This window comes from Brucella sp. LJL56, from assembly GCF_054871705.1.
This window is the reverse complement of the sequence record NZ_JBTXLQ010000010.1, coordinates 20,673-39,159: the sequence shown is the minus strand read 5'-3', so window position 1 is coordinate 39,159 and position 18,487 is coordinate 20,673. Positions and strand designations below refer to the sequence as shown.

Here is an 18,487-nt window from a genome sequence, read left to right as displayed (position 1 = left end):
TTTCTCCAGTCAGCGGGACAGTTTTCTATTGCGAGATGCACACGAGTATGCTTGTATACAGGAATACAGAATGGGAGGCTCTCTTGAATCTGGCTAGTAGATTTCGCGGCGTTTTTGCGGACCGTCTTGACGCGATGCTTGCAGATATTGCCGAACTTGTCGGCATTGAAGCAGGATCCTACGATGTGGAAGGTGTTACCCGCACATCACGTTGGATCGGCGAGCGGTTGCAGACGCAGGGGTTTGAACTTCATTACGAAGAAGTTCCCGAGCGCGGTAATCGCTTGTTGGCGGTTCGAAAAGGGCAGGGCAAAGGCCGGTTGATGATCCTCGGCCATGCCGATACCGTTTGGCCGCGCGGCACGCTGGAGAGCTGGCCCTTTGAGATAAAAGGTGAACTTGCGACAGGTCCCGGTGTTGGTGACATGCGCGGCGGACTTGTGCTGGCTATCAATGCAATTGATGTTGCTTCAAGGGCCGGACTTGCCGAATTTGAAGAGATCAAGTTTCTCGTCGTTAGCGATGAGGAACTGGGAAGTCCGCTCTCGCGCGGCTGGATCGAGGAGCATGCAAAGACTTCCGATTGGGTCCTGACTCTTGAGCCTGGTCGTCCAGGAGGCGGGTATTTTACCTCCCGCGGTGCTGTTGGTGCCTTCTTTATCGAAGCGACCGGGCAGACTGCACACGCGGCGGCCAACTATCTCAAGGGCGCTTCTGCGGTTCGGCCGCTCGCAATCCTCGTGCCCCGCATCGAGGCCCTGACGGATCTCGAGAATGGTGTCATCGTGAACGTTGGCGTATTCCAAGGTGGTGACGCAAGGCAGGTTATTCCTGGCCATGCTAAACTCCATGTCGACATGCGTGCCCGCACGCCCGAAGCGGCTGCAAAGCTGCAGAAGGAAGTTGAGCAGCTGATTTCCGAGGTCTCGACGGATCGCGTTTCGGTGGTTCTGAAAGGCGGTTGGACGCGGCCTGCATGGGCCAGGACGCCTGAAACGCAAGCGCTTTACGAGATCGTAGCCAAGGCCTCCGAGGAAATCGGCGCGCCCTGCTTTGAATTGACCAATGTTTCGGGCGGGTCTGACGCCAGCTTCTGCGGCGCGCTCGGGGTGCCGACGATCGACGGGTTGGGTCCTATCTGCAATGACATCTGTTCACGCGACGAAACAATCGTCATTGATAGTCTCGTGGGTCGAGGCGCGGTGTTCTCGACGCTGATCACCACGCTTTCCGAAAACGGGAATGTCGGGAACAAGGGATAAGACGCAAACAGGCCATATGGGGACTGGCAGCCAGTAGGTGATCGCGGCATAACTAGAGCGAGTCAATGAGTATATGGAGACGAGAAATCATGGATGCCAATGGAATTGACGATCTGGGCGGTCGTCGGCTGGCTGCAGTGAGCTCGGCGGATGCCGTTTATGAACTGTTGCGGTCACTCATTCTGGACGGACGGATTGAGGCAGGCCAGCGTCTGCGGGAAGTGGAGCTGGCTCAGAAGCTCGGGGTAAGTCGTACGCCGCTGCGTGAAGCCTTCACGCGTCTCATCTCCAACCGGCTTCTTGAGCGCACGTCTTCCGGCGTTGTCGTTGCGGATGTGCTGTCCGCCCTCAAGGGCATCCGCGCAATCCGGATTGCGCTTGAAGGCTACGCAACGAAGCTCGCGGTACCCCACCTGAACGAGGACGATTTCCAGATTCTTGAGGCTTCAATCGAATTGGCACTGAACCTCCCGGAAGAGGCTCGTACCGAGCGGGTGCGCAACAACAACGTATTTCATTGGAGAATCTACAACGCTTGCGGCGTACCGGAACTCCAGAATGCGATCGAAAACTATGCCGGCTTTTTCATGAGCGAAGCCAGTCTTGCGGCCCTCAATCAGGCGCAGTCGCAGGAAGTAATCCAAGATCACGTCAAACTTCTCGAGGCGATTAAAGCGCGGGAAGCAGACAAGGCTGAGCAATTGATGAGAGCTCACCTGATCCGCGGTTTTAACCAGACCGCGGAATAAGAATGAAGGACGGTGCTTATCCCCGGATCGTATATGCTGTACTTGGTAGATTGCGGGATGGTCCGGCATTCAGGAGGGCCGCTGCATTGAACCTGGATAAAGACTAGCACGCCTCCAATCTGCAAAATCAAACCAGAACGATTATTCAGGCGTTCGGCCTAGGCCGAACGCGCTCTCCCCCCATTATTCTTTGACGGAACCGCAACCATGGAACATCTGCAGAGCAGCACGTTGCAACTCAGGAATCTGACCAAGCGGTACAGCTCCTTCGAGGCAGTGAGCAACCTTGATCTGGAGGTGCCACGTGGATCGCTCTTGACGCTCCTGGGACCATCCGGCTGCGGTAAAAGTACTGTTCTCCGAATGATCGCCGGTTTTCTCAATGTGACATCCGGTGAAATTGTCGTCGATGGCACGGACATCAGCGGGGTCGAGCCGAACTTTCGCGACATTGGCATGGTTTTCCAAAACTATGCTCTCTTCCCCCATATGACTGTCGAATCCAACATTGCGTTCGGTCTCAAGATGCGTGGTGTTTCAAAGGAAGAGCAGACCGTGCGCGTACGCGACGTGCTTGAGATGGTCCGGTTGTCCCACCTCGCGGATCGTTATCCGAGCCAATTGTCAGGCGGTCAGCAACAGCGCGTCGCTCTTGCGCGTGCCGTCGTCATCAGGCCCAAGCTCCTGCTTCTCGATGAGCCACTTGGTGCGCTCGACCGGCATCTTCGCGAAGGATTGCAATCCGAGCTGCGTGAGCTTCAGCAGAAGCTGGGCATCACATCGATCCTGGTGACGCATGACCAGGATGAAGCTCTCTATCTTTCCGATTATATTGCTGTCATGAACCAGGGTCGTATCGAGCAGCTTGATACTCCGATCGCACTCTATGATAGGCCCAAGAGCGAATTCGTTGCCCGTTTTCTCGGCGTGGCCAATATCTTTGATGCGAAGATCGTCGCGGTCAACGGTAGTGGCGCAACTTTGTCGCTTGCTGGACAGCAGGTTGTTGTCAATGACGCTTGCGGTCAATTCGCGGGCGCTGATTGCAAGGTTTCGATCCGTTCTTCCCATATCGAAATTGTCGGCGTTGAAGACCCGCGAGAAGGGCTCAATGGAACCGTCAAGACCACCCACGAGCTTGGCGAGCGAGTAGTCTATCAGGTTGAGGTCAAAGGCCTCACTATTGATGCGAACTCTCCGCGAAACAACAATCGCGCCAGATATGCCGCCGGCCAGTCAGTCAAGCTTGTGCTCGATCCGGCTCATACAATTATGTTGAGGGCATGATGGAGGCGAATAACAACCGCGCCAAATATCTGATCACCCCCGCGCTGATTATCGGCCTGCTTATCGTTGCGGCGTATAGCTATTTCGGTCTCTCAAGCTTCTTCCTGAAGGGCCCGCCGGGAACGCAGTTTGCCGGTGAGGCTACACTCAACAATTATTGGCGTGTATTGTTTACGGGGGCCAACCAGTCGATCCTCTTCACCACGCTCTGGGCGTCTTTTGTGATGTCGGTAATTACCGTCGCAATAGCCGTGCCGATGGCCATGGTAATCGTGCGTTCCAAGCGAGAATGGGTCGGGACACTGATTATGCTCGCGATCGCAGTTACCTTCCTCTCCGGTGGTGTGACGCGCGCATATTCCTGGCTTGTCCTTCTTGGCAACCGGGGACTGATAAACCTGAGCCTGATCGAGCTTGGTATCGTCGCCAAGCCGATCCAGTTTCTTTACAACTGGTCAGGTGTTGGCATTGCCATTACCCATTACCTGCTGCCGTTTGCGGTCTTTACGCTCATCGGTGTCGTCCAGAACCTGAACGTTTCGGTCGAGGAAGCGGCGCGTAGTCTTGGCGCCAGCCGCACGACCACATTCTGGCGCATTACCATGCCGATCCTCTTGCCAGGGCTCATGGTTACGCTGGTTCTTGTCTATTCAATTGCGTTGGCCTCGTTCCTTTTCCCTATGGTTCTGGGCGGCGGAAAGGTCAGGATGGTGGCAAACCAGATCTATGACCGCATGTTTACCGAATATGACGTTCCCTATGCTGCTGCAACGGCTGTCGTATTTCTCATCAGCGCGTTCGCTTCGATCTGGCTGATCAACCTCGCCGCGAAGAAAATCAAGAAGGCCGTTTCGTGATGTTTAAGCGTGATCTTGAAGCGAAATTTGGCGTCGTCGTAATCGCTCTGGCGTCAATAGCGGTCGTTTTCCTGTTGCTGCCGGTGGTGTTTGTCGTGCTTCATTCGTTCAGCCCGACGCGCTATTTCCAGTGGCCACCTTCCGGGTTCACACTCGATTGGCACAAGAATTTTTATAATTCTTCCATGTTCATGGACGCCGCGAAGAACTCGTTTACGATGGCTCTGATCGTAATGCCCTTGAGTCTGCTGATCGGAATTCCTGCGAGCTACGCACTGGTGCGCACTGACTTCAAAAGCAAAGGGCTGATCCAGCAAATCATCCTGTCACCTCTGATCATTCCGGGCGTTGTAACGGGTGTCTCGCTCCTCTCACTCCTGTCGGCAGGTGGCGTCCGTATTGGTCTTTTTGGTCTTTGCCTGGGCATATTGGTCTTCACACTGCCCTTTGCCATTCGTGCACTTTCAGCCAATCTCCTTGGCCTTGATCCGCGGATCGAAGAGGCGGCACGCAACCTTGGTGCCGGCCCCTTCCGCACCTTCTTTGTCATTGTCCTTCCGCAATTGAAGTCGGGCATTCTGGCAGCGTCTGTGTTCATCTTCGTTGAGGCACTCGACAATTTTTCGATCGCCGTGTTCCTCACCAATGATCGGACCAAGGTACTGCCCGTCGCGGCCTATCAATACATCAAGGATTTTGACGATCCGACTGTAGCTGCAATGGCAACAGCACTGATCGTTCTCTCGGTGATCGCGGTCGCGCTGCTCGAAAAGCTCATGGGCTTCCAAAAGAGCCTGAGGCTGTAGCTGGAGGCCTTTTGGCGAGCTCTCGAAAATCAATGGTCCCAAGGGGGCAGAAAGCTGGTGAAATAACATGGCCGATGTAATCCGTATTGAACGACTGAAGCGCACCTCGATGGTCTCCATCCACAACGGCATCGCCTATGTGGCTGGCATGTGCGGTAACCAGGGCGAAACCATTCAGGATCAGACCCGCGTTGCGCTTGAAAAGGTCGACCGTTGGCTCAAGGAAGCCGGAACCGACCGATCCAAGATCCTGTGCGCCACGGTCTGGATTTCGGATCAGAAGCACTTCGACGCCATGAACGAAGTGTGGGAGCAGTGGGTCGACCCAGAAAATCAGCCATCCCGCGCTGCCGGTGTCGTGCCGCCTGCGGCTGAAGGTTACGATGTCGAGATCATCGTAACTGCGGCAATCTGAGGGAACTGCCTCCAATGCAGACCAAGAAGAGCGGCAAGCTTACTGTTGCGGTGATTGGAGCCGGCGTCGTGGGCCTTTCCACAGCACGCTGGCTGCAAAAAAAAGGATTGGACGTGGTCCTCGTTGACCCGACACCGCCCCTGCCAGGCGTATCGTTCCGCAATGCCGCGTCGTTTGGCAATGCCGCAACGGTTGCGCCTTCGGGAATCTTCCCTACTGCCGCTCCTGGAATTCTCTGGAAAGTCCCGGGAATGTTGTTGCGTCGCGATGGACCGCTTACGCTCTATTGGCGTGATCTTCTCGATCTCGCTCCATGGCTTGCTGCATTCCTTTCTGCGTCGCTGCGCAGCCGCCAGGACGGAACCATTTCGGCGCTCGGTTCGCTGATGAAAGTGATCGAAGAGGGGCATGCGCCCCTGATGGAAGAAATCGGCGGCATTCGTTTCGGGCGCGGCACGGGCTCGATTCACCTTTACCGCGCTGAAGAGGAAGCTCAGAACGCCAAGAAATCCAACGACCGGCGACGCGCTGAGGGGATCGAAGCGCAGTACCTTTCGCAGGACGAAATAGCTGCCATGGAACCCAATCTCGCGCCGGGTTATATCGGCGGCACGATTTTCCCCGGTTGCTTTGTGATCGACAGTCCTGAAGCCTATTGCAGGGGACTTGCCCAGGCAATCCAAAAGCACGGCGGCCGTTTCGTTACGGCGAAGGCCGAGCGGATCGAAAGTGGTACCGATGGCGTGCGCGTCCGTACTGGAGGCGAGGTCATCTCTGCTGACCACATCGTGATTTCAGCTGGTGCCTGGTCGCGCGGCCTGTCTAATCAGCTTGGCGATCGCCTCAACATGAATACTGAGCGCGGTTATCACGTCGCATTCGAACACCACGAGCCGTTGTTGACGCATCCGGTCATGTATCCGTCCGATGGTTTTTTTCTCACCCCGCTGTCCCATCAGATCCGCGCGGCGGGGACTGTAGACTTGGGTGGTCTCGATAAGCCAGCACGTCAGTCACGCCTCGATGTCCTTGAGAGTAAAGCTCGAAGAATGTTGCCCGCATTGGGTGACAGGCAGGACACCTGGATGGGCTTCCGCCCCTCCACGCCTGATAGCCTCCCCTTTATCGGGCCGTCACGCAGGGATCCCCGCATCATTTATGCATGTGGTCACGGTCACCTTGGGCTAACGCTCGGCGGTATTACCGGCAAGTTCGTGTCCGAGCTTATGACGGGCGATAAACCAAGTATCGATCTCTCACCGTTTTCTCCCGCCAGATCCATGTTGAGGCTGAACTGATGACCTTCTCTATCGCTCTTCGTTGTCCACAAACGGGACAGTTCGGTGTTGCCGGCGCGACGTCTTCGATGGCGATGGGCGCGCGTTGTCTGTTTGTCAATCATGATGCTGGTGCTGTCATCACACAGCACCGCACCGATCCGCGTTTGGGCGTTGCGGCGCTCCATCATCTGAGGAATGGACTGTCAGCCCAGGAAACACTGGACAAGATCGCAACCGCGCCCGGTATTGAATGGCGCGAACTTGCAATCGTCGATCGCGATGGCGCGACAGCGTTACGGCAGGGCACCCATCAGGAGCCGATCTATGCAAGCGCATCTGCTTCGGGGATCGTCGCAGTTGGCAATATTCTGAGGAATGATCAGGTTCCGGCTGCAATGGTGACAGCAGCGCTTGAAACAACCGACAAACCGATGGCCGAGCGACTGTTGGCGGCGCTCGATGCTGCGCTGGAAGCTGGAGGCGAAATTTTCCCGTTGTCCTCAGCAGCGCTCAAGATCGCTGAATATCCGGATTTTTGTTCGGTTGATCTACGCGTTGATCAGGCCGCCGAGCCATTGAGAGAACTGCGTAACCTCTGGAAGGCCTATGAGCCGCAAATGGCCACCTTCATAGAGCGTGTTCTGAATCCAGATTCAGGGGGACGGGCAACCAACTCGCTGGAAATTCTTTCATCCAAGGAGTTTAGACAATGAGAGTCACAGCGGTTCAGACGTTGATGGGGTTGTCGCCAGACGTCACGGTGCCGGCAGCGGAAACCGCGATGATAAGAGCAATGCAGGCCGAGGACCGGCCAGACTTTCTCATTCTTCCTGAATATTTCAGCTATTACGGCCCTGACCAGAAGCGCTCGGTAGAACTTGCCCAGCCCTTGCGCGAAACGCCCGCTTTCCGGATGGCGCAGGCGTTTGCCAAGCGCCACGATGTCGCGGTGCAGGCAGGAACGATCCTTGCCAGGATTCTCGGTGACGAGCGCGTCGAAAACGTATCGGTCGTCTTTAATCGGCAGGGCGAGGTAATCGCGGAATATCGCAAGATGCACCTGTTCGATATGGGTGATCTGGGCAGCGGCGCTTTCCGTGAATCCGACTATATCAAGCCAGGCGATGAGATTGTCACCTGGACGTTTGAGGGTGTTACCTTCGGTACCGCCATCTGCTTCGACGTCCGGTTTCCCGAACTCTTCCGCGCTCTGCGGCTCAAGGGGGCTGAGGTCGTCACGCTTCCCGCCGCCTATACTATGGTTACCGGTGAGGCTCACTGGGAGTTATTGGCTCGCGCTCGTGCTGCGGAAACGCAATGCCATTTCATTGCCTGTGGCCTTGGCGGCACCGTGGTTGTCGATGGCCAGGAAAAGCGCTGCTATGGCCATTCCGTCATCGTCGATGCCTGGGGGCGGGTCGTGGCGCGTGCCGGGCAGGACGCAGACATTATTACAGCCAAATTGGATATGGAGAATCTCCACTCAATTCGCAAAAACATGCCGGTCATGAAACAGCGTCGTCTCATGAGTGATGTGATACCCGCTTTGTAGAACTCAACTCAGAAAAACAGACGGATTTAACTGCCGCGCTCCTCCCCGGTGCGGTGGCATGGGATTGGTGCGCGCTTCGTTCAGCCAATGGAAAACAGGTTTGGGCCGCGCATTGAAGAAAGGTTTGAAGAACAATGGAAAAAGTTAACACGGTAGTTGTGGGGGCGGGCCAAGCCGGCCTGTCGATGAGCGAGCACCTGAGCAACGCTAATATCAGCCATGTTGTTCTCGAAAAGGGGCGAATTGCCGAGAGCTGGCGTTCAGCACGTTGGGATTCGCTGCGGGCCAATGGTCCAGCTTGGCATGATCGTTTGCCGAGCATGAGAATCCCGGATATCGAACAAGACGTCTTCACGCCCAAGGAGAGACTGGTCGACTATCTCTCGAGTTTTGCCGAGAACACCAAAGCACCAGTTCGGACTGATGTTACAGTGCTTTCGGTCAAGAAGCTGCCCAAGAAGCAGGGCTTTCTTGTATCAACGACGGCAGGTGATTTCGAAGCGATAAATGTGATCGCGGCAACCGGTCCGTTCCAAGTTCCAGTAACGCCCGAGATCGTTCCTGAAACTGCCGACGTCGTCCAGATGCATTCGGTCGCCTACAAGAACCCGGACCAATTGCCCGATGGCGCAGTGCTTGTCGTCGGTGCGGGTGCCTCGGGTGGCCAGATTGCTGAAGAACTGGTTGATACTGGTCGCAAGGTTTATCTGTCATTGGGTCGCCATATCCGCCCGCCGCGTTTTTATCGGGATCGTGAAGGCGCATACTGGACCGGCGTGCTGGGACGGTGGGATACCGTCAACCGAGACAAGAATGTCCAGAATATTGCCCTCGCTATCAGCGGCGTTCATACCAAGATGCCAATCGATTATCGTCTGTTGGCTTCCAAGGGTGCCGTTCTGGTTGGCCGCTCGCAAAGTTATAGCGATGGAAAGCTCACCTTCGCGGATGATCTTGCCAAGAATATTGAGGAAGGTAATAAGAGTTACCTCAATACGCTGGATGTGATCGATCAATATATCGAATATAATGGGCTTGAGCTGCCGGAAAATCCAGATGCGCGCAACTTGCTCCCGCCGACTGAATACGAGAAGAATTCTATTCTTGAGTTGGACCTTGCCGATGCAGGTATCACCTCGATCATATGGGCAGCAGGCTTCAAGCGTGATTATAGCTGGCTGGAGTTGGACATCTTTGATGAGGAAGGCAACCCCATCCATGAACTTGGCGTTTCCAAGGAACCCGGCATCTATTTCCTGGGTTTACCGTTTCAATCACGGCGCCGGTCGAGCTTCTTGTTCGGCGTCTGGTATGACGCTAAATACGTCGCCGACTACATTGCCATGATGCAGATGTACCACGACAAGTATAACCCCTAGTATGTGAATTCCTGCTTAGCGTTCTCTTGCAATGACTGACTTCAAGAGAACGCTATATTCACTGAATGAGTGCGCCAGGTGCCGGTGAAAGCCATAAATATTCTTGACTGGCAATCTGTAGTGCGCAGATAACCGACCACGCCTCCTTTGTTCCCGTTTGAACGTTAGATAATCTTATTCGGTGGCCATAAAAGCATGAGGAGGTTTTGCTTCCAATGAAAGACCATTCTGTCGGTTTTGCACGAGGCGCAGTTTCTCCAGCGGGAGCGGCGGATTTCGATCCTGTCCGTTTCATAGGCTGCGACGCGTACATCAAGTCGCAGCGTTTCTACGATTGTGTTGCTGTCATCCGCAGCTCGAGTGAGAAACGCCTGAACATTGGCCCGATAGGTGATGTCGCCGTCGCGGCTTCAGAGTTTCTAGAAAGCTTCATATAGCGCCGGGTCGTCGAGAACGACAATTCGTTGCAAAACAATAAGACGGCATTCCCCAGCCCGCGTGTGTCGCGATTCTCATGTCTGCTGCGAAACCTGGCGCCGGATATCGTCGGCCAGCGGATGTAACTCGTCGAGAGGCAGCGAGCCCGTGAGGCTGTATCCCATTCCACTTGAAGCCCAGCCCCAGCCGTCGATGTTGCCTTGCGAGTGTGGCGTCATCTTTCGGTTCTGCTCGATCGTCATCGGCCTGCTTAACATGACGAGGCGGTTGCCGCGGTCATTGTCATACATCAACATTAGGCCCGCTCCATGCGGTGTGGAGATGATCCGCCCGCCCATCATGCGATAACCCGATTTCGACAAATCGGGCAAAACGGGTTTCCGGCCTATGCGGTTGCTCGCCCATTCGACCAGTTCGGCGGTATTATCCGCCCGCAGTTCGACCGGTCTCAGAGGGTCGGAGGCAAAAGTGCTGAAGCTATCCGCCGCCTCTTGGGCGATGGCGGCAACACCTTCGACAGGTACCCGCAGCGCTCCGTGCAGACCCCAGCCGCCCACACCTCCCGCCGTCAACAGGAGGATCGCCGCGGCCGCCGATTGCCAAAATGGCGGCGAGCGTCTGCGAGGGGCCGTCATAATATGTGTCAAGTTTAACCGCGTCGGAACGGGTTCGTCGGAGACGAGCTCAAGAGCAGAGCGGATTAGTGCTCGATGGTCACCGTATTGCGTGAAACGCGCTGCGACATGCGGGTGGGTCTCGAAATAGGCCGCCACTTCCGCGCGACGGTTTTCGTCGAGCAGTCCGTCGACATAGGCATGGAGATCGTCTTCGGTGATCGGTTTCGTATTCATTTGACTCTCCGCAGGTGCGCGACCGGACTTGCGCCCGTCATTGCTGGCTGCTCCCATATCAGCCTCAGACGTTCGCGTGCACGCGAAAGGCGCGACATGACTGTTCCTATAGGTATCGCAAGCACGTCCGCAACCTGGGCGTAGGACATATCCTCGGTTGAAACGAGCAGGAGCACGCTTCTCTGTTCTTCGGGCAACTGGTCGATAGCGTTGAGAATATCCTGTAGCACGAGGCGCTCTTCTTGGAAGGGCTTGTGGGAAAGTGCGCTATGGCTGGCGGTATCGACGGAAACCGGCGTGCCGCGACGCGCCCGCTTCCGCAAACTGGTTATTGCAAGGTTGTGCAGGATCGTGAAGACCCAGGTGCGTGGATCGTCGTTGTGCCGGCGATGCCAGTTGGCGATGACGCGTTCCAGACAATCCTGAACGAGATCGTCGGCCTCACTCACGTCGCGCAGAAGCCCATGAGCATACCGGCGCAGTGCCGGGATCATGGGTTCGACCAACGGTAGGATATCATCCATCGTATATCTTCCACTGGGTAGCAGGAAGTCCGCCCACGCTGTTGAGCCTGGTGGGCGGAACGCCTTTTCAATCGGCTTGCGTCTGGATCACCTCGCCGGGACCGTTCTCGCTGGCTGCCGCGATAACGAGATAACGGCGAATGTCGGCCTTCTCGTTCTGGACAAGTTGGCGTATCGGGCCCAGGGCATTGACGACGGCCGCACCTGCCGGATTTGTCATGAAGTTCGACACGGGTTGAAGTTCACCTTCGCCGTCGGGGCTGGCAGCCAGCGCCAAAACGTAGCGCGATTTCGGTTTAAGACCGGTTACAGAAGCCTGCAGCACTTGCAGCAATCCCTGATCGAACAGCGTGACGCTAGTCGGGGCCTCCCCGGAACGCGTCTTTCCCACCAGCTTGAGTTCAGCCGTCTGGGCAGCGATACCGAGTGGCTGAAGGTTCTCCAGTCCATCGCCTTCCGTCACAGCATTGGGGACATAGACGACAGCTTGCGGTGCCTGGCCGATCGGAACATTGCCAATGACCTTGTTGGAGAGCGTGTCGATCACCGCGAAGGCGTCACCGTTCTCCAGTCCGACATACATACGCGTTCCGTCACCGGAAGGCCAGAGGCCATGCGGCAGACTGCCGACCGGGATCATGGCCACCTGTTCAAAAGTATCCGTTCGAAAGACCTTCACTGCGTTGAGCCCACCGATTGTGAGATAGGCGAAGTCGCCATTAGCATTGCGGGCGAAGTTGACGTGATTGGTGATAGGGCCTGTCGAAAAGGTTTTGATGACGTTGAACGGTGGCTTGGCATTGAATATCTGGACCTTGCCAATGTCCTTCAGTGTAAACCAGACCTGTTTGCCGTCCGGCGAAGCGGCGATGTTGGGGCAGAAGGGGCTCTCCTGCTTTACGTGGCCAACGATCTCGTGGTCGGCCACGGAAACCACTACGGTTTCCGGATTGAAGGAGGAGCAGATGTAGCCGTATTTGCCGTCCGGAGAGAAGATTTGCATGCCGGGCCCGCCTGGAACCTTGATCCGGGTTGTCTCTTGGAAGCTTGATGCGTCGATGACCGAGATGTAATCCTCACCACGCACAGTCACCCAGATTTCCTTCCCGTCGGGAGTGAAGAAGACCTCATGCGGGGAGCGTCCGAGATAGGTTGTATGCTTGACGGCGTTGGTTGTCGTATCGATGAACGTAACCGAGTTGGAGCCGATCGATACGGCTGCCAACGTCTTGCTGTCGGGCGAGAAGCCGAGGCCGTGTACCAGCAATTGTCCCTTGTAGAGCGGGCTGAGGCTGCTCGGCTGCGGGTCGCCGAGCTTGATCACGCCGAGCAATTTATTGGTTGATGGGTCCGTGACGGACACCGTGTTGGAGAACTGCTCAGCCGCGTAGAGGCGATCCTTGCTACTAATGGGAATGTCTGGAGACGATGCCGATCGCGGCGCTTGGCCGGCGAACGCGGCAAACGAAACCGACGCGCCCCCGGCCAGAAAGAGGGAAATGAGTAATTTCTTCATGGGATTTCCTTTCAGTCGTGATGCGTGGACTACAGCCGGTTCATGTTCGTAGACGTCGCCGCTACGAAAATATTCCGTCTCCTCCAGATTTTTTGCTTTCAGCCTGCCTCAGTATGAGGCTCATCCATCGTGCAAGCACGGGCCATTTTTTCTTACTTTTCAGGGCTGACTGTGAGCATCAGTCGGCAGCGACCATTTCTATCGGGCAGTTCGTCCGATTGCTTCGAAGCGAAGAAAATTCGTTCGAAATGGAATACGGAATGGTTCGTGGCGTCTACGTCATCGTGTGGGTCAAAACTGGCCGGTTTGCACGACAGCGGCACTTTGAATTCTCAGTCGCCTCTGATCTGATTAAGGGCATTTGTAATGACAGCTACAATTGATCGTCGCGAGCTTCTGGCCATGGGTACGCTCTTTGCCGCCAGCGTGGCCTTGCTGGCGTCATCAGAGGGCAGAACCGGGGCAGAGCCCGTGCGTTCCATGGCGGGGGTATCGCCTGACGCGCCGAAAGTCGCAATGCTCATCCATCCAAAAATGGTGGCCCTGGACCTGATCGGGCCCATGACTGTCTTTAATATTATGCGTTTCGACGTGCAGCTCGTGTGGAAGAACAAGGCGCCGATCTCGACCGATGTCGGCATACCCTTGACAGCGACGCAGACTTTCGAGGAATGCCCGAGGGATCTCGACGTGATTTTCGTGCCCGGTGGCATCTTGGGCACGATCGCCTGCATGAATGATCCGGATGTGTGCACGTTTCTCATGGATCGCGGATCGCGCGCCAAATGGGTCACCAGCGTCTGCACGGGCGGTCTGTTGCTTGGTGCCGCCGGCCTTCTCAAAGGCTACGACGCGACCGCCTATTGGGCGGTGGCCGATCTTTTACCACTCATGGGGGCTCGCTATGTCGACAATCGCGTCGTTCGCGACCGCAATCGCATGACAGGGGGTGGGGTCACGGCAGGGATCGACTTCGCGCTTGCGCTCGTGGCCGAAATGAATGGCGAGGAGGCGTCGCGTCGCGCTCAGCTCATTATCGAATATGCGCCTGAGCCTCCCTTCGCCAATGGGACACCACAGCAGGCTGGCTCGGAGCGCGTCACTGCAATGCGGAACAGTCGAAAGCAGATGGACGAACAGGCGCGCCTGGCCGCGGAAGCCGCGGGCAAGAGGCTCGGAGTCTAAAGCAGGGAAACAAGAGCCTTAAGCGCATTGTGCCGTCCAGATGCTGCCTGGCGTTTGGGTAATCGGTTTGGCGACGTTTACAAAATCGAACTCAATATCCGGAGAAAGAACAATGATCCGCTATCGCGCCCCTTCAATTCCTTCCTCTGAAATAACTCCGCCCCAGTTCTATCTCGGACGACGGCAATTCCTGACCGGGGCTATCGCCGCCGGACTTGCTCTTCATGTATCGAAGGGAACGGCCAGACCGATTCAGGCGGGCGCGAGCAAATATACCGTCGACCACAAGGTGACGCCGATTGAGGATGTGACATCCTATAACAATTTTTATGAGTTTGGTCTGGGCAAAGGCGATCCCTCCACGTACGGAGGCAATTTCAAGCCTTTGCCGTGGACCATTCAGGTTGACGGAATGGTCACCAAACCCGTGACTTTCGACATCGATCAGCTAGTCAAACAATTTTCGGTTGAGGAAAGGGTTTATCGCATGCGTTGTGTGGAAGCATGGTCGATGGTCATTCCGTGGGACGGCTTTCCGCTCGCGGCGCTTCTCGACAAGGTCGAGCCGCTCGGCAGCGCAAAATATGTTGCCTTTGAAACTGTGGTGCGCCCGTCCGAAATGCCGGGTCAGGGCGGCCTTTTCCAATCGTTGCCTTGGCCCTATGTCGAAGGCCTACGCATGGACGAGGCCCGCCACCCTCTCACCCTGTTGGCCGTAGGTCTTTACGGGCAGACCTTGCCAAACCAGAATGGTGCTCCAATTCGGCTGGTAGTGCCGTGGAAATATGGCTTCAAAGGCATCAAATCGATCGTGCGGATCACCCTGACCGACAAGCAACCCCGCAACACCTGGCAGATTGTCAATCCGACGGAGTATGGGTTTTATGCCAATGTGAATCCGGCGGTGGATCATCCCCGTTGGAGCCAAGCGACGGAAAGACCAATCGGGGAAGGCGGTTTTTTCGGTGCCGGCCGCCGGGCGACCTTGCCGTTCAATGGTTATGCCGACGAGGTAGCTGGCCTCTATAGCGGTATGGATCTCGCGAAGCACTTCTGATGGCGGCTAGAAACACGAATTCCAGCAGGTGGTGCCCGATGTCGGTGTGGATGCTGTACGTAGCGGGCCTGCTTCCGGCCATTTGGTGCTTCTATCTGGGCGCCAGTGGAAATCTCGGCGCCGACCCCGTCAAGACGTTCGAGCATTCATTGGGCCTTTGGGCGCTCCGTTTCATTATCCTGACGATTGCGGTATCGCCACTTCGCGATCTCGGTGGACCGAACCTCATCCGATACCGTCGCGCGCTCGGCCTGTTGAGTTTCTACTACGTGGCGATGCATTTTGTGGTTTACCTGTTTCTGGACCAGGCGTTATCGCTGACGGCGGTGTTCGCCGACGTCATGAAAAGGCGCTTCATAATGCTTGGGATGGCATCGCTGTTACTGCTTGTGCCTTTGGCACTGACCTCGAACAAGTTTTCGATCAAGCGCCTGGGGCGAAGCTGGTCCCGTTTGCACAAGCTCGTCTATATCGTCTCCATACTTGTGGGGCTGCACTATGCACTCTCGACCAAAGTCCTGGCGGTGGAGCACTATTTCTATCTGGCGCTGATAGGCGCACTGCTTACCTTTAGAGTTGTGCGTTTAGTGCGCCCACGAAGCCGAAAGCGCGCCTTCCACACGGTAATATCGAACTGAAACGCTTGAAGCTATGAAGCTGGGCCCGAGGCAGGTTCACACCGGAAGTTATCGAATGTGCGCCAATGGCAGAAGTTGTCGCTGGATCGCTAGCGATCTTGGGATCAGCAAAAACACTGTCGCTGACATCGTGCACCGATATAAAGCTAACGTTTCGGGTGTTATTTTTGCCCTCAGCCAGAACCACCTCCTACAGCGGGCATCGCCTGCATGGCAGTCTCAATCCATACACCCATCAATCGACCCGGACAGGACAGGGACAACCTGTTGAGGCTCCACAACTAGTCAAAATACTTTTTCAAGTAGTCGCCGGTGGCGTCGATCAGCGCCGATACGGTTTCGGAGGTCTGTTCGACATTGAATCCATGGTCGACAGGGCGCTGCCACAGTTCGTGCTGTCCGGGATGGTAGGACAGGAACGCCTCGATGGATACGGGTTGTGGAAAGACGAGATTGTCCTTTGTGCCGATCATGACGAGCAAGGGACCCGCATAACGACTAATCTCGGCTGCGGGAACTACTTCGTAGAGGCTTTCGAAAAACTCCCTTCTGAGGGCAATTTTACTACCATTCGGTAGCGATATATCAACGGGCTGATCGCCGCCAGCGAGCCCCTTTCTGACTTCTCCGAGGCCAACCAGCGCAGTGAACGCGGCAGGGAGATTTATGCCGGGGTTCCATAGAACGACCGAGCGAATATGGTCGCCTTGCCGAGCGGCGACGGCCGATGCGACAACCCCGCCGAGACTCATGCCTAGCACCGAAATTCTTTGACTGTCGATGTCGTCTCTGGACTGCAGGAACTCCATGGCGGCAATAGCATCCTTCACTTCACCATTGACCGTAACGTCCGCCAGCTTGCCTTCGCTTGCCCCGCTTCCTCTGAAGTCGATCCGCAGGGAAGCGATACCACGCTGTGCAAGAGTCTCCGCCGCCTGCCCGAATAATCCTTTCGGAACATGGGAGGACGTCCACTCATTGCGGGTTCCTCCAAAGCCGTGAAGCATCAGCACGACCGGCGGATACTCTATCTCATCCGGCAGCACTAGCGTTCCTTCCACGCGCTCGCCATCGACTTCGAAGTTGATCTGCCGTTCGGCGCCGAGTGCTAAGGGGGCGGTACCTACGGACGCCAGGAGCGCCACGACGATCGTCTTGAGCATTTGTCTTCCTTTTCGTGGGTAACTTACAGTCGAGGTGACGATTTTGCCGTTACCGCAACTCCGGCACACACATTCGCGGGTTTCATTTATCCAGTGGCCGCTCGACGACCGATTTCCTTCAACTCTCTTGGCAGGAGGAAATCGACGATGGCGAAGGCAATGATTGCTATGCCTGTTAAGGGAAAGATGACCGAGACGGAGAGCGCAATGACTGCGATGACAAGCGGTGTGCGGTGGTTGCGCGGATAGAGCGGTGCGCCGAGCCTTCCTGCGGGGCGACGCTTCCACCACATGACGATGCCAGACAGCGCCATGGTTATGAGCGACAGACAGACTAGCAGGTTGAGGGTAGTGTTCCACCAGCCGAGATTGGCCTGATGCAATGCAATACCGGCAGCCATGGCCTTACCTGCCAGGCCATAGTCGGCAAAACGAACATCGGCCAGAACCTTCCCGCTGAAGCGGTCAATATGCATGGTTCGGTCGCCGAATGGATTGCGGGTGTCGCCGTCGATGGAATCGGCAGAGATCGTATAAACGCCATCCGCATCCCGTGGCGCATTGATACGGAACTGTTCGGTGAAATCGTTTGCACGGGCGAAGGCCGTAACCGTATCGAGATTGACAGGCATTCTCTTAGTCAGGCCGGGCTTGCCGGCCTCGGACCCTGAAAGTGGCAGCAGTGTTTGCTCAAGCACCCATGGCACCTCCTTCAATGTGCCGTGATTCATCGAAGCATGGGTCTTGTCCGAGAGCGGGACATTGTTGAACTTCCCCGCCGGGAAGGTGTTCCACGCCTGCACAATCTGGGTACCCCATATACCTGTCCAGGACAGGCCCGACAGCAGGAAGAAGAGGAGCACGATTGAGATGTAGAAGCCGAGGGAAACATGCAGTTCCCTCCAGAAGCCACGACCTCTTGTCAGGAAGTTCGGCAACAGCACCCGACGGAGCGAGCGCCCGTTACGCGGCCACCACATATAAAGCCCGGTCAGAACAAGCACGATACCGAGGCCGGCAGCCATCTCAAGGAGCCGATCGCCAAGGTCACCTAGCAGAAGCGTGCCGTGGATGTTGCTTGCCCAGTAGAACCAGGTGTCGTCCTTGACGATTGTTTCGAGCACTTTCGGCCCTTGTGGGGCAACGGCAACGACGTGGTCGTTGCCGTTGCCCGTTATTATGAACACAGTGGCGCGGTCGTCCTCCTTCGGAACAACCATGAGTTTGAGGGCACCGCCGGGAACAGCGGTGACCGCAGCCTGAGCCTGTTCCTCGTAGGAAGCGCGTTCACCGCCCGGCGCCACATAGTGCCTGGCGCCGAGAGACGTTTCGATCGAGTTGCCGTAGATCATGATCAGGCCTGTGCAAGCAAGCACGAGCAGGAACGGGATGATAAAGAGCCCGGCATAGAAATGCCAACGCCAGACGGCACGATATAGTCGGGTGCTGGCCAGCGCTTCGGGATGCGCCGCAAGGGTTGCAGTGGTCATGATACTTCCTTGGACTCGCTATTTCTCGGCTCGCGCCA

General features: G+C 56.2%; 19 protein-coding genes. 14 read left to right on the top strand and 5 right to left on the bottom strand.

Translation table 11 applies throughout. From position 1 onward, the window contains the following. Positions 1-83 precede the first annotated feature (83 nt). The 11 genes from ACYSN1_RS20615 (at position 84) to ACYSN1_RS20565 (ending at position 10,024) form a co-directional block, all read left to right on the top strand. Positions 84-1,262: a M20/M25/M40 family metallo-hydrolase gene (locus ACYSN1_RS20615; protein WP_461727378.1), complete on the top strand. Its 1,179-nt coding sequence runs from the start codon at positions 84-86 to the stop codon at positions 1,260-1,262. Between the two features lie 89 nt (positions 1,263-1,351). Beyond that, positions 1,352-2,011: a GntR family transcriptional regulator gene (locus ACYSN1_RS20610; RefSeq protein WP_176038179.1), complete on the top strand. Its 660-nt coding sequence runs from the start codon at positions 1,352-1,354 to the stop codon at positions 2,009-2,011. Positions 2,012-2,218: 207 nt separating this feature from the next. Continuing rightward, positions 2,219-3,298 carry an ABC transporter ATP-binding protein gene (locus tag ACYSN1_RS20605; RefSeq protein WP_461727377.1) on the top strand — a complete coding sequence of 360 codons (1,080 nt, stop codon included), beginning with the start codon at positions 2,219-2,221 and terminating at the stop codon, positions 3,296-3,298. Then, complete coding sequence (locus tag ACYSN1_RS20600; protein ID WP_461727376.1) at positions 3,295-4,155, top strand: ABC transporter permease; 861 nt, start codon at positions 3,295-3,297, stop codon at positions 4,153-4,155. The genes ACYSN1_RS20605 and ACYSN1_RS20600 overlap by 4 nt, the downstream gene beginning before the upstream one ends. Further along, positions 4,155-4,961: an ABC transporter permease gene (locus tag ACYSN1_RS20595; RefSeq protein WP_461727421.1), complete on the top strand. Its 807-nt coding sequence runs from the start codon at positions 4,155-4,157 to the stop codon at positions 4,959-4,961. The genes ACYSN1_RS20600 and ACYSN1_RS20595 overlap by 1 nt, the downstream gene beginning before the upstream one ends. A 67-nt stretch (positions 4,962-5,028) precedes the next feature. Continuing rightward, positions 5,029-5,376, top strand: a complete 348-nt coding sequence (locus ACYSN1_RS20590; protein WP_461727375.1) for a RidA family protein — start codon at positions 5,029-5,031, stop codon at positions 5,374-5,376. 14 nt (positions 5,377-5,390) lie between these two features. Then, complete coding sequence (locus ACYSN1_RS20585) at positions 5,391-6,674, top strand: NAD(P)/FAD-dependent oxidoreductase (RefSeq protein ID WP_461727374.1); 1,284 nt, start codon at positions 5,391-5,393, stop codon at positions 6,672-6,674. Beyond that, complete coding sequence (locus tag ACYSN1_RS20580; protein WP_461727373.1) at positions 6,674-7,369, top strand: DUF1028 domain-containing protein; 696 nt, start codon at positions 6,674-6,676, stop codon at positions 7,367-7,369. The genes ACYSN1_RS20585 and ACYSN1_RS20580 overlap by 1 nt, the downstream gene beginning before the upstream one ends. Next, positions 7,366-8,208 (top strand): carbon-nitrogen hydrolase family protein, encoded by an 843-nt coding sequence (locus ACYSN1_RS20575; RefSeq protein WP_461727372.1) that lies wholly within the window; start codon positions 7,366-7,368, stop codon positions 8,206-8,208. Before ACYSN1_RS20580 ends, ACYSN1_RS20575 begins: the two co-directional genes overlap by 4 nt. A 134-nt stretch (positions 8,209-8,342) precedes the next feature. Further along, positions 8,343-9,587, top strand: coding sequence for a flavin-containing monooxygenase (locus ACYSN1_RS20570; protein WP_461727371.1), 1,245 nt, complete (start codon positions 8,343-8,345; stop codon positions 9,585-9,587). A gap of 215 nt (positions 9,588-9,802) precedes the next feature. Continuing rightward, positions 9,803-10,024: a hypothetical protein gene (locus ACYSN1_RS20565; protein ID WP_461727370.1), complete on the top strand. Its 222-nt coding sequence runs from the start codon at positions 9,803-9,805 to the stop codon at positions 10,022-10,024. A 75-nt stretch (positions 10,025-10,099) separates the two neighbouring features. Here ACYSN1_RS20565 and ACYSN1_RS20560 read toward each other — a convergent pair whose 3' ends face one another. The 3 genes from ACYSN1_RS20560 to ACYSN1_RS20550 all read right to left on the bottom strand — a co-directional run bounded on the left by ACYSN1_RS20560 (position 10,100) and on the right by ACYSN1_RS20550 (position 12,916). Continuing rightward, a complete protein-coding gene (locus tag ACYSN1_RS20560; RefSeq protein ID WP_461727369.1) occupies positions 10,100-10,876 on the bottom strand; it encodes an anti-sigma factor family protein in 777 nt (258 codons plus the stop codon). Further along, entirely contained in the window at positions 10,873-11,400 is a 528-nt protein-coding gene (locus ACYSN1_RS20555; protein WP_461727368.1) for an RNA polymerase sigma factor, read from the bottom strand. The genes ACYSN1_RS20560 and ACYSN1_RS20555 overlap by 4 nt, the downstream gene beginning before the upstream one ends. Positions 11,401-11,467: 67 nt before the next feature. After that, positions 11,468-12,916: a YncE family protein gene (locus ACYSN1_RS20550; protein WP_461727367.1), complete on the bottom strand. Its 1,449-nt coding sequence runs from the start codon at positions 12,914-12,916 to the stop codon at positions 11,468-11,470. Between the two features lie 366 nt (positions 12,917-13,282). On the opposite strand from ACYSN1_RS20550, the gene ACYSN1_RS20545 reads away from it, so the two are divergent. The 3 genes from ACYSN1_RS20545 to msrQ all read left to right on the top strand — a co-directional run bounded on the left by ACYSN1_RS20545 (position 13,283) and on the right by msrQ (position 15,796). Next, positions 13,283-14,101, top strand: a complete 819-nt coding sequence (locus ACYSN1_RS20545) for a DJ-1/PfpI family protein (RefSeq protein WP_461727366.1) — start codon at positions 13,283-13,285, stop codon at positions 14,099-14,101. Positions 14,102-14,213: 112 nt separating this feature from the next. Continuing rightward, positions 14,214-15,158, top strand: a complete 945-nt coding sequence (msrP, locus tag ACYSN1_RS20540) for a protein-methionine-sulfoxide reductase catalytic subunit MsrP (RefSeq protein ID WP_461727365.1) — start codon at positions 14,214-14,216, stop codon at positions 15,156-15,158. After that, positions 15,158-15,796 carry a protein-methionine-sulfoxide reductase heme-binding subunit MsrQ gene (gene msrQ / locus ACYSN1_RS20535; protein WP_461727364.1) on the top strand — a complete coding sequence of 213 codons (639 nt, stop codon included), beginning with the start codon at positions 15,158-15,160 and terminating at the stop codon, positions 15,794-15,796. Before msrP ends, msrQ begins: the two co-directional genes overlap by 1 nt. 281 nt (positions 15,797-16,077) lie before the next feature. Here the strand turns inward: msrQ and ACYSN1_RS20530 are convergent, their stop codons facing one another. Both ACYSN1_RS20530 and ACYSN1_RS20525 read right to left on the bottom strand, forming a co-directional pair. Beyond that, positions 16,078-16,959, bottom strand: coding sequence for an alpha/beta hydrolase family protein (locus tag ACYSN1_RS20530; protein WP_461727363.1), 882 nt, complete (start codon positions 16,957-16,959; stop codon positions 16,078-16,080). Positions 16,960-17,045: 86 nt separating this feature from the next. After that, entirely contained in the window at positions 17,046-18,449 is a 1,404-nt protein-coding gene (locus ACYSN1_RS20525) for a PepSY-associated TM helix domain-containing protein (protein ID WP_461727362.1), read from the bottom strand. Between the last annotated feature and the right edge of the window lie 38 nt (positions 18,450-18,487).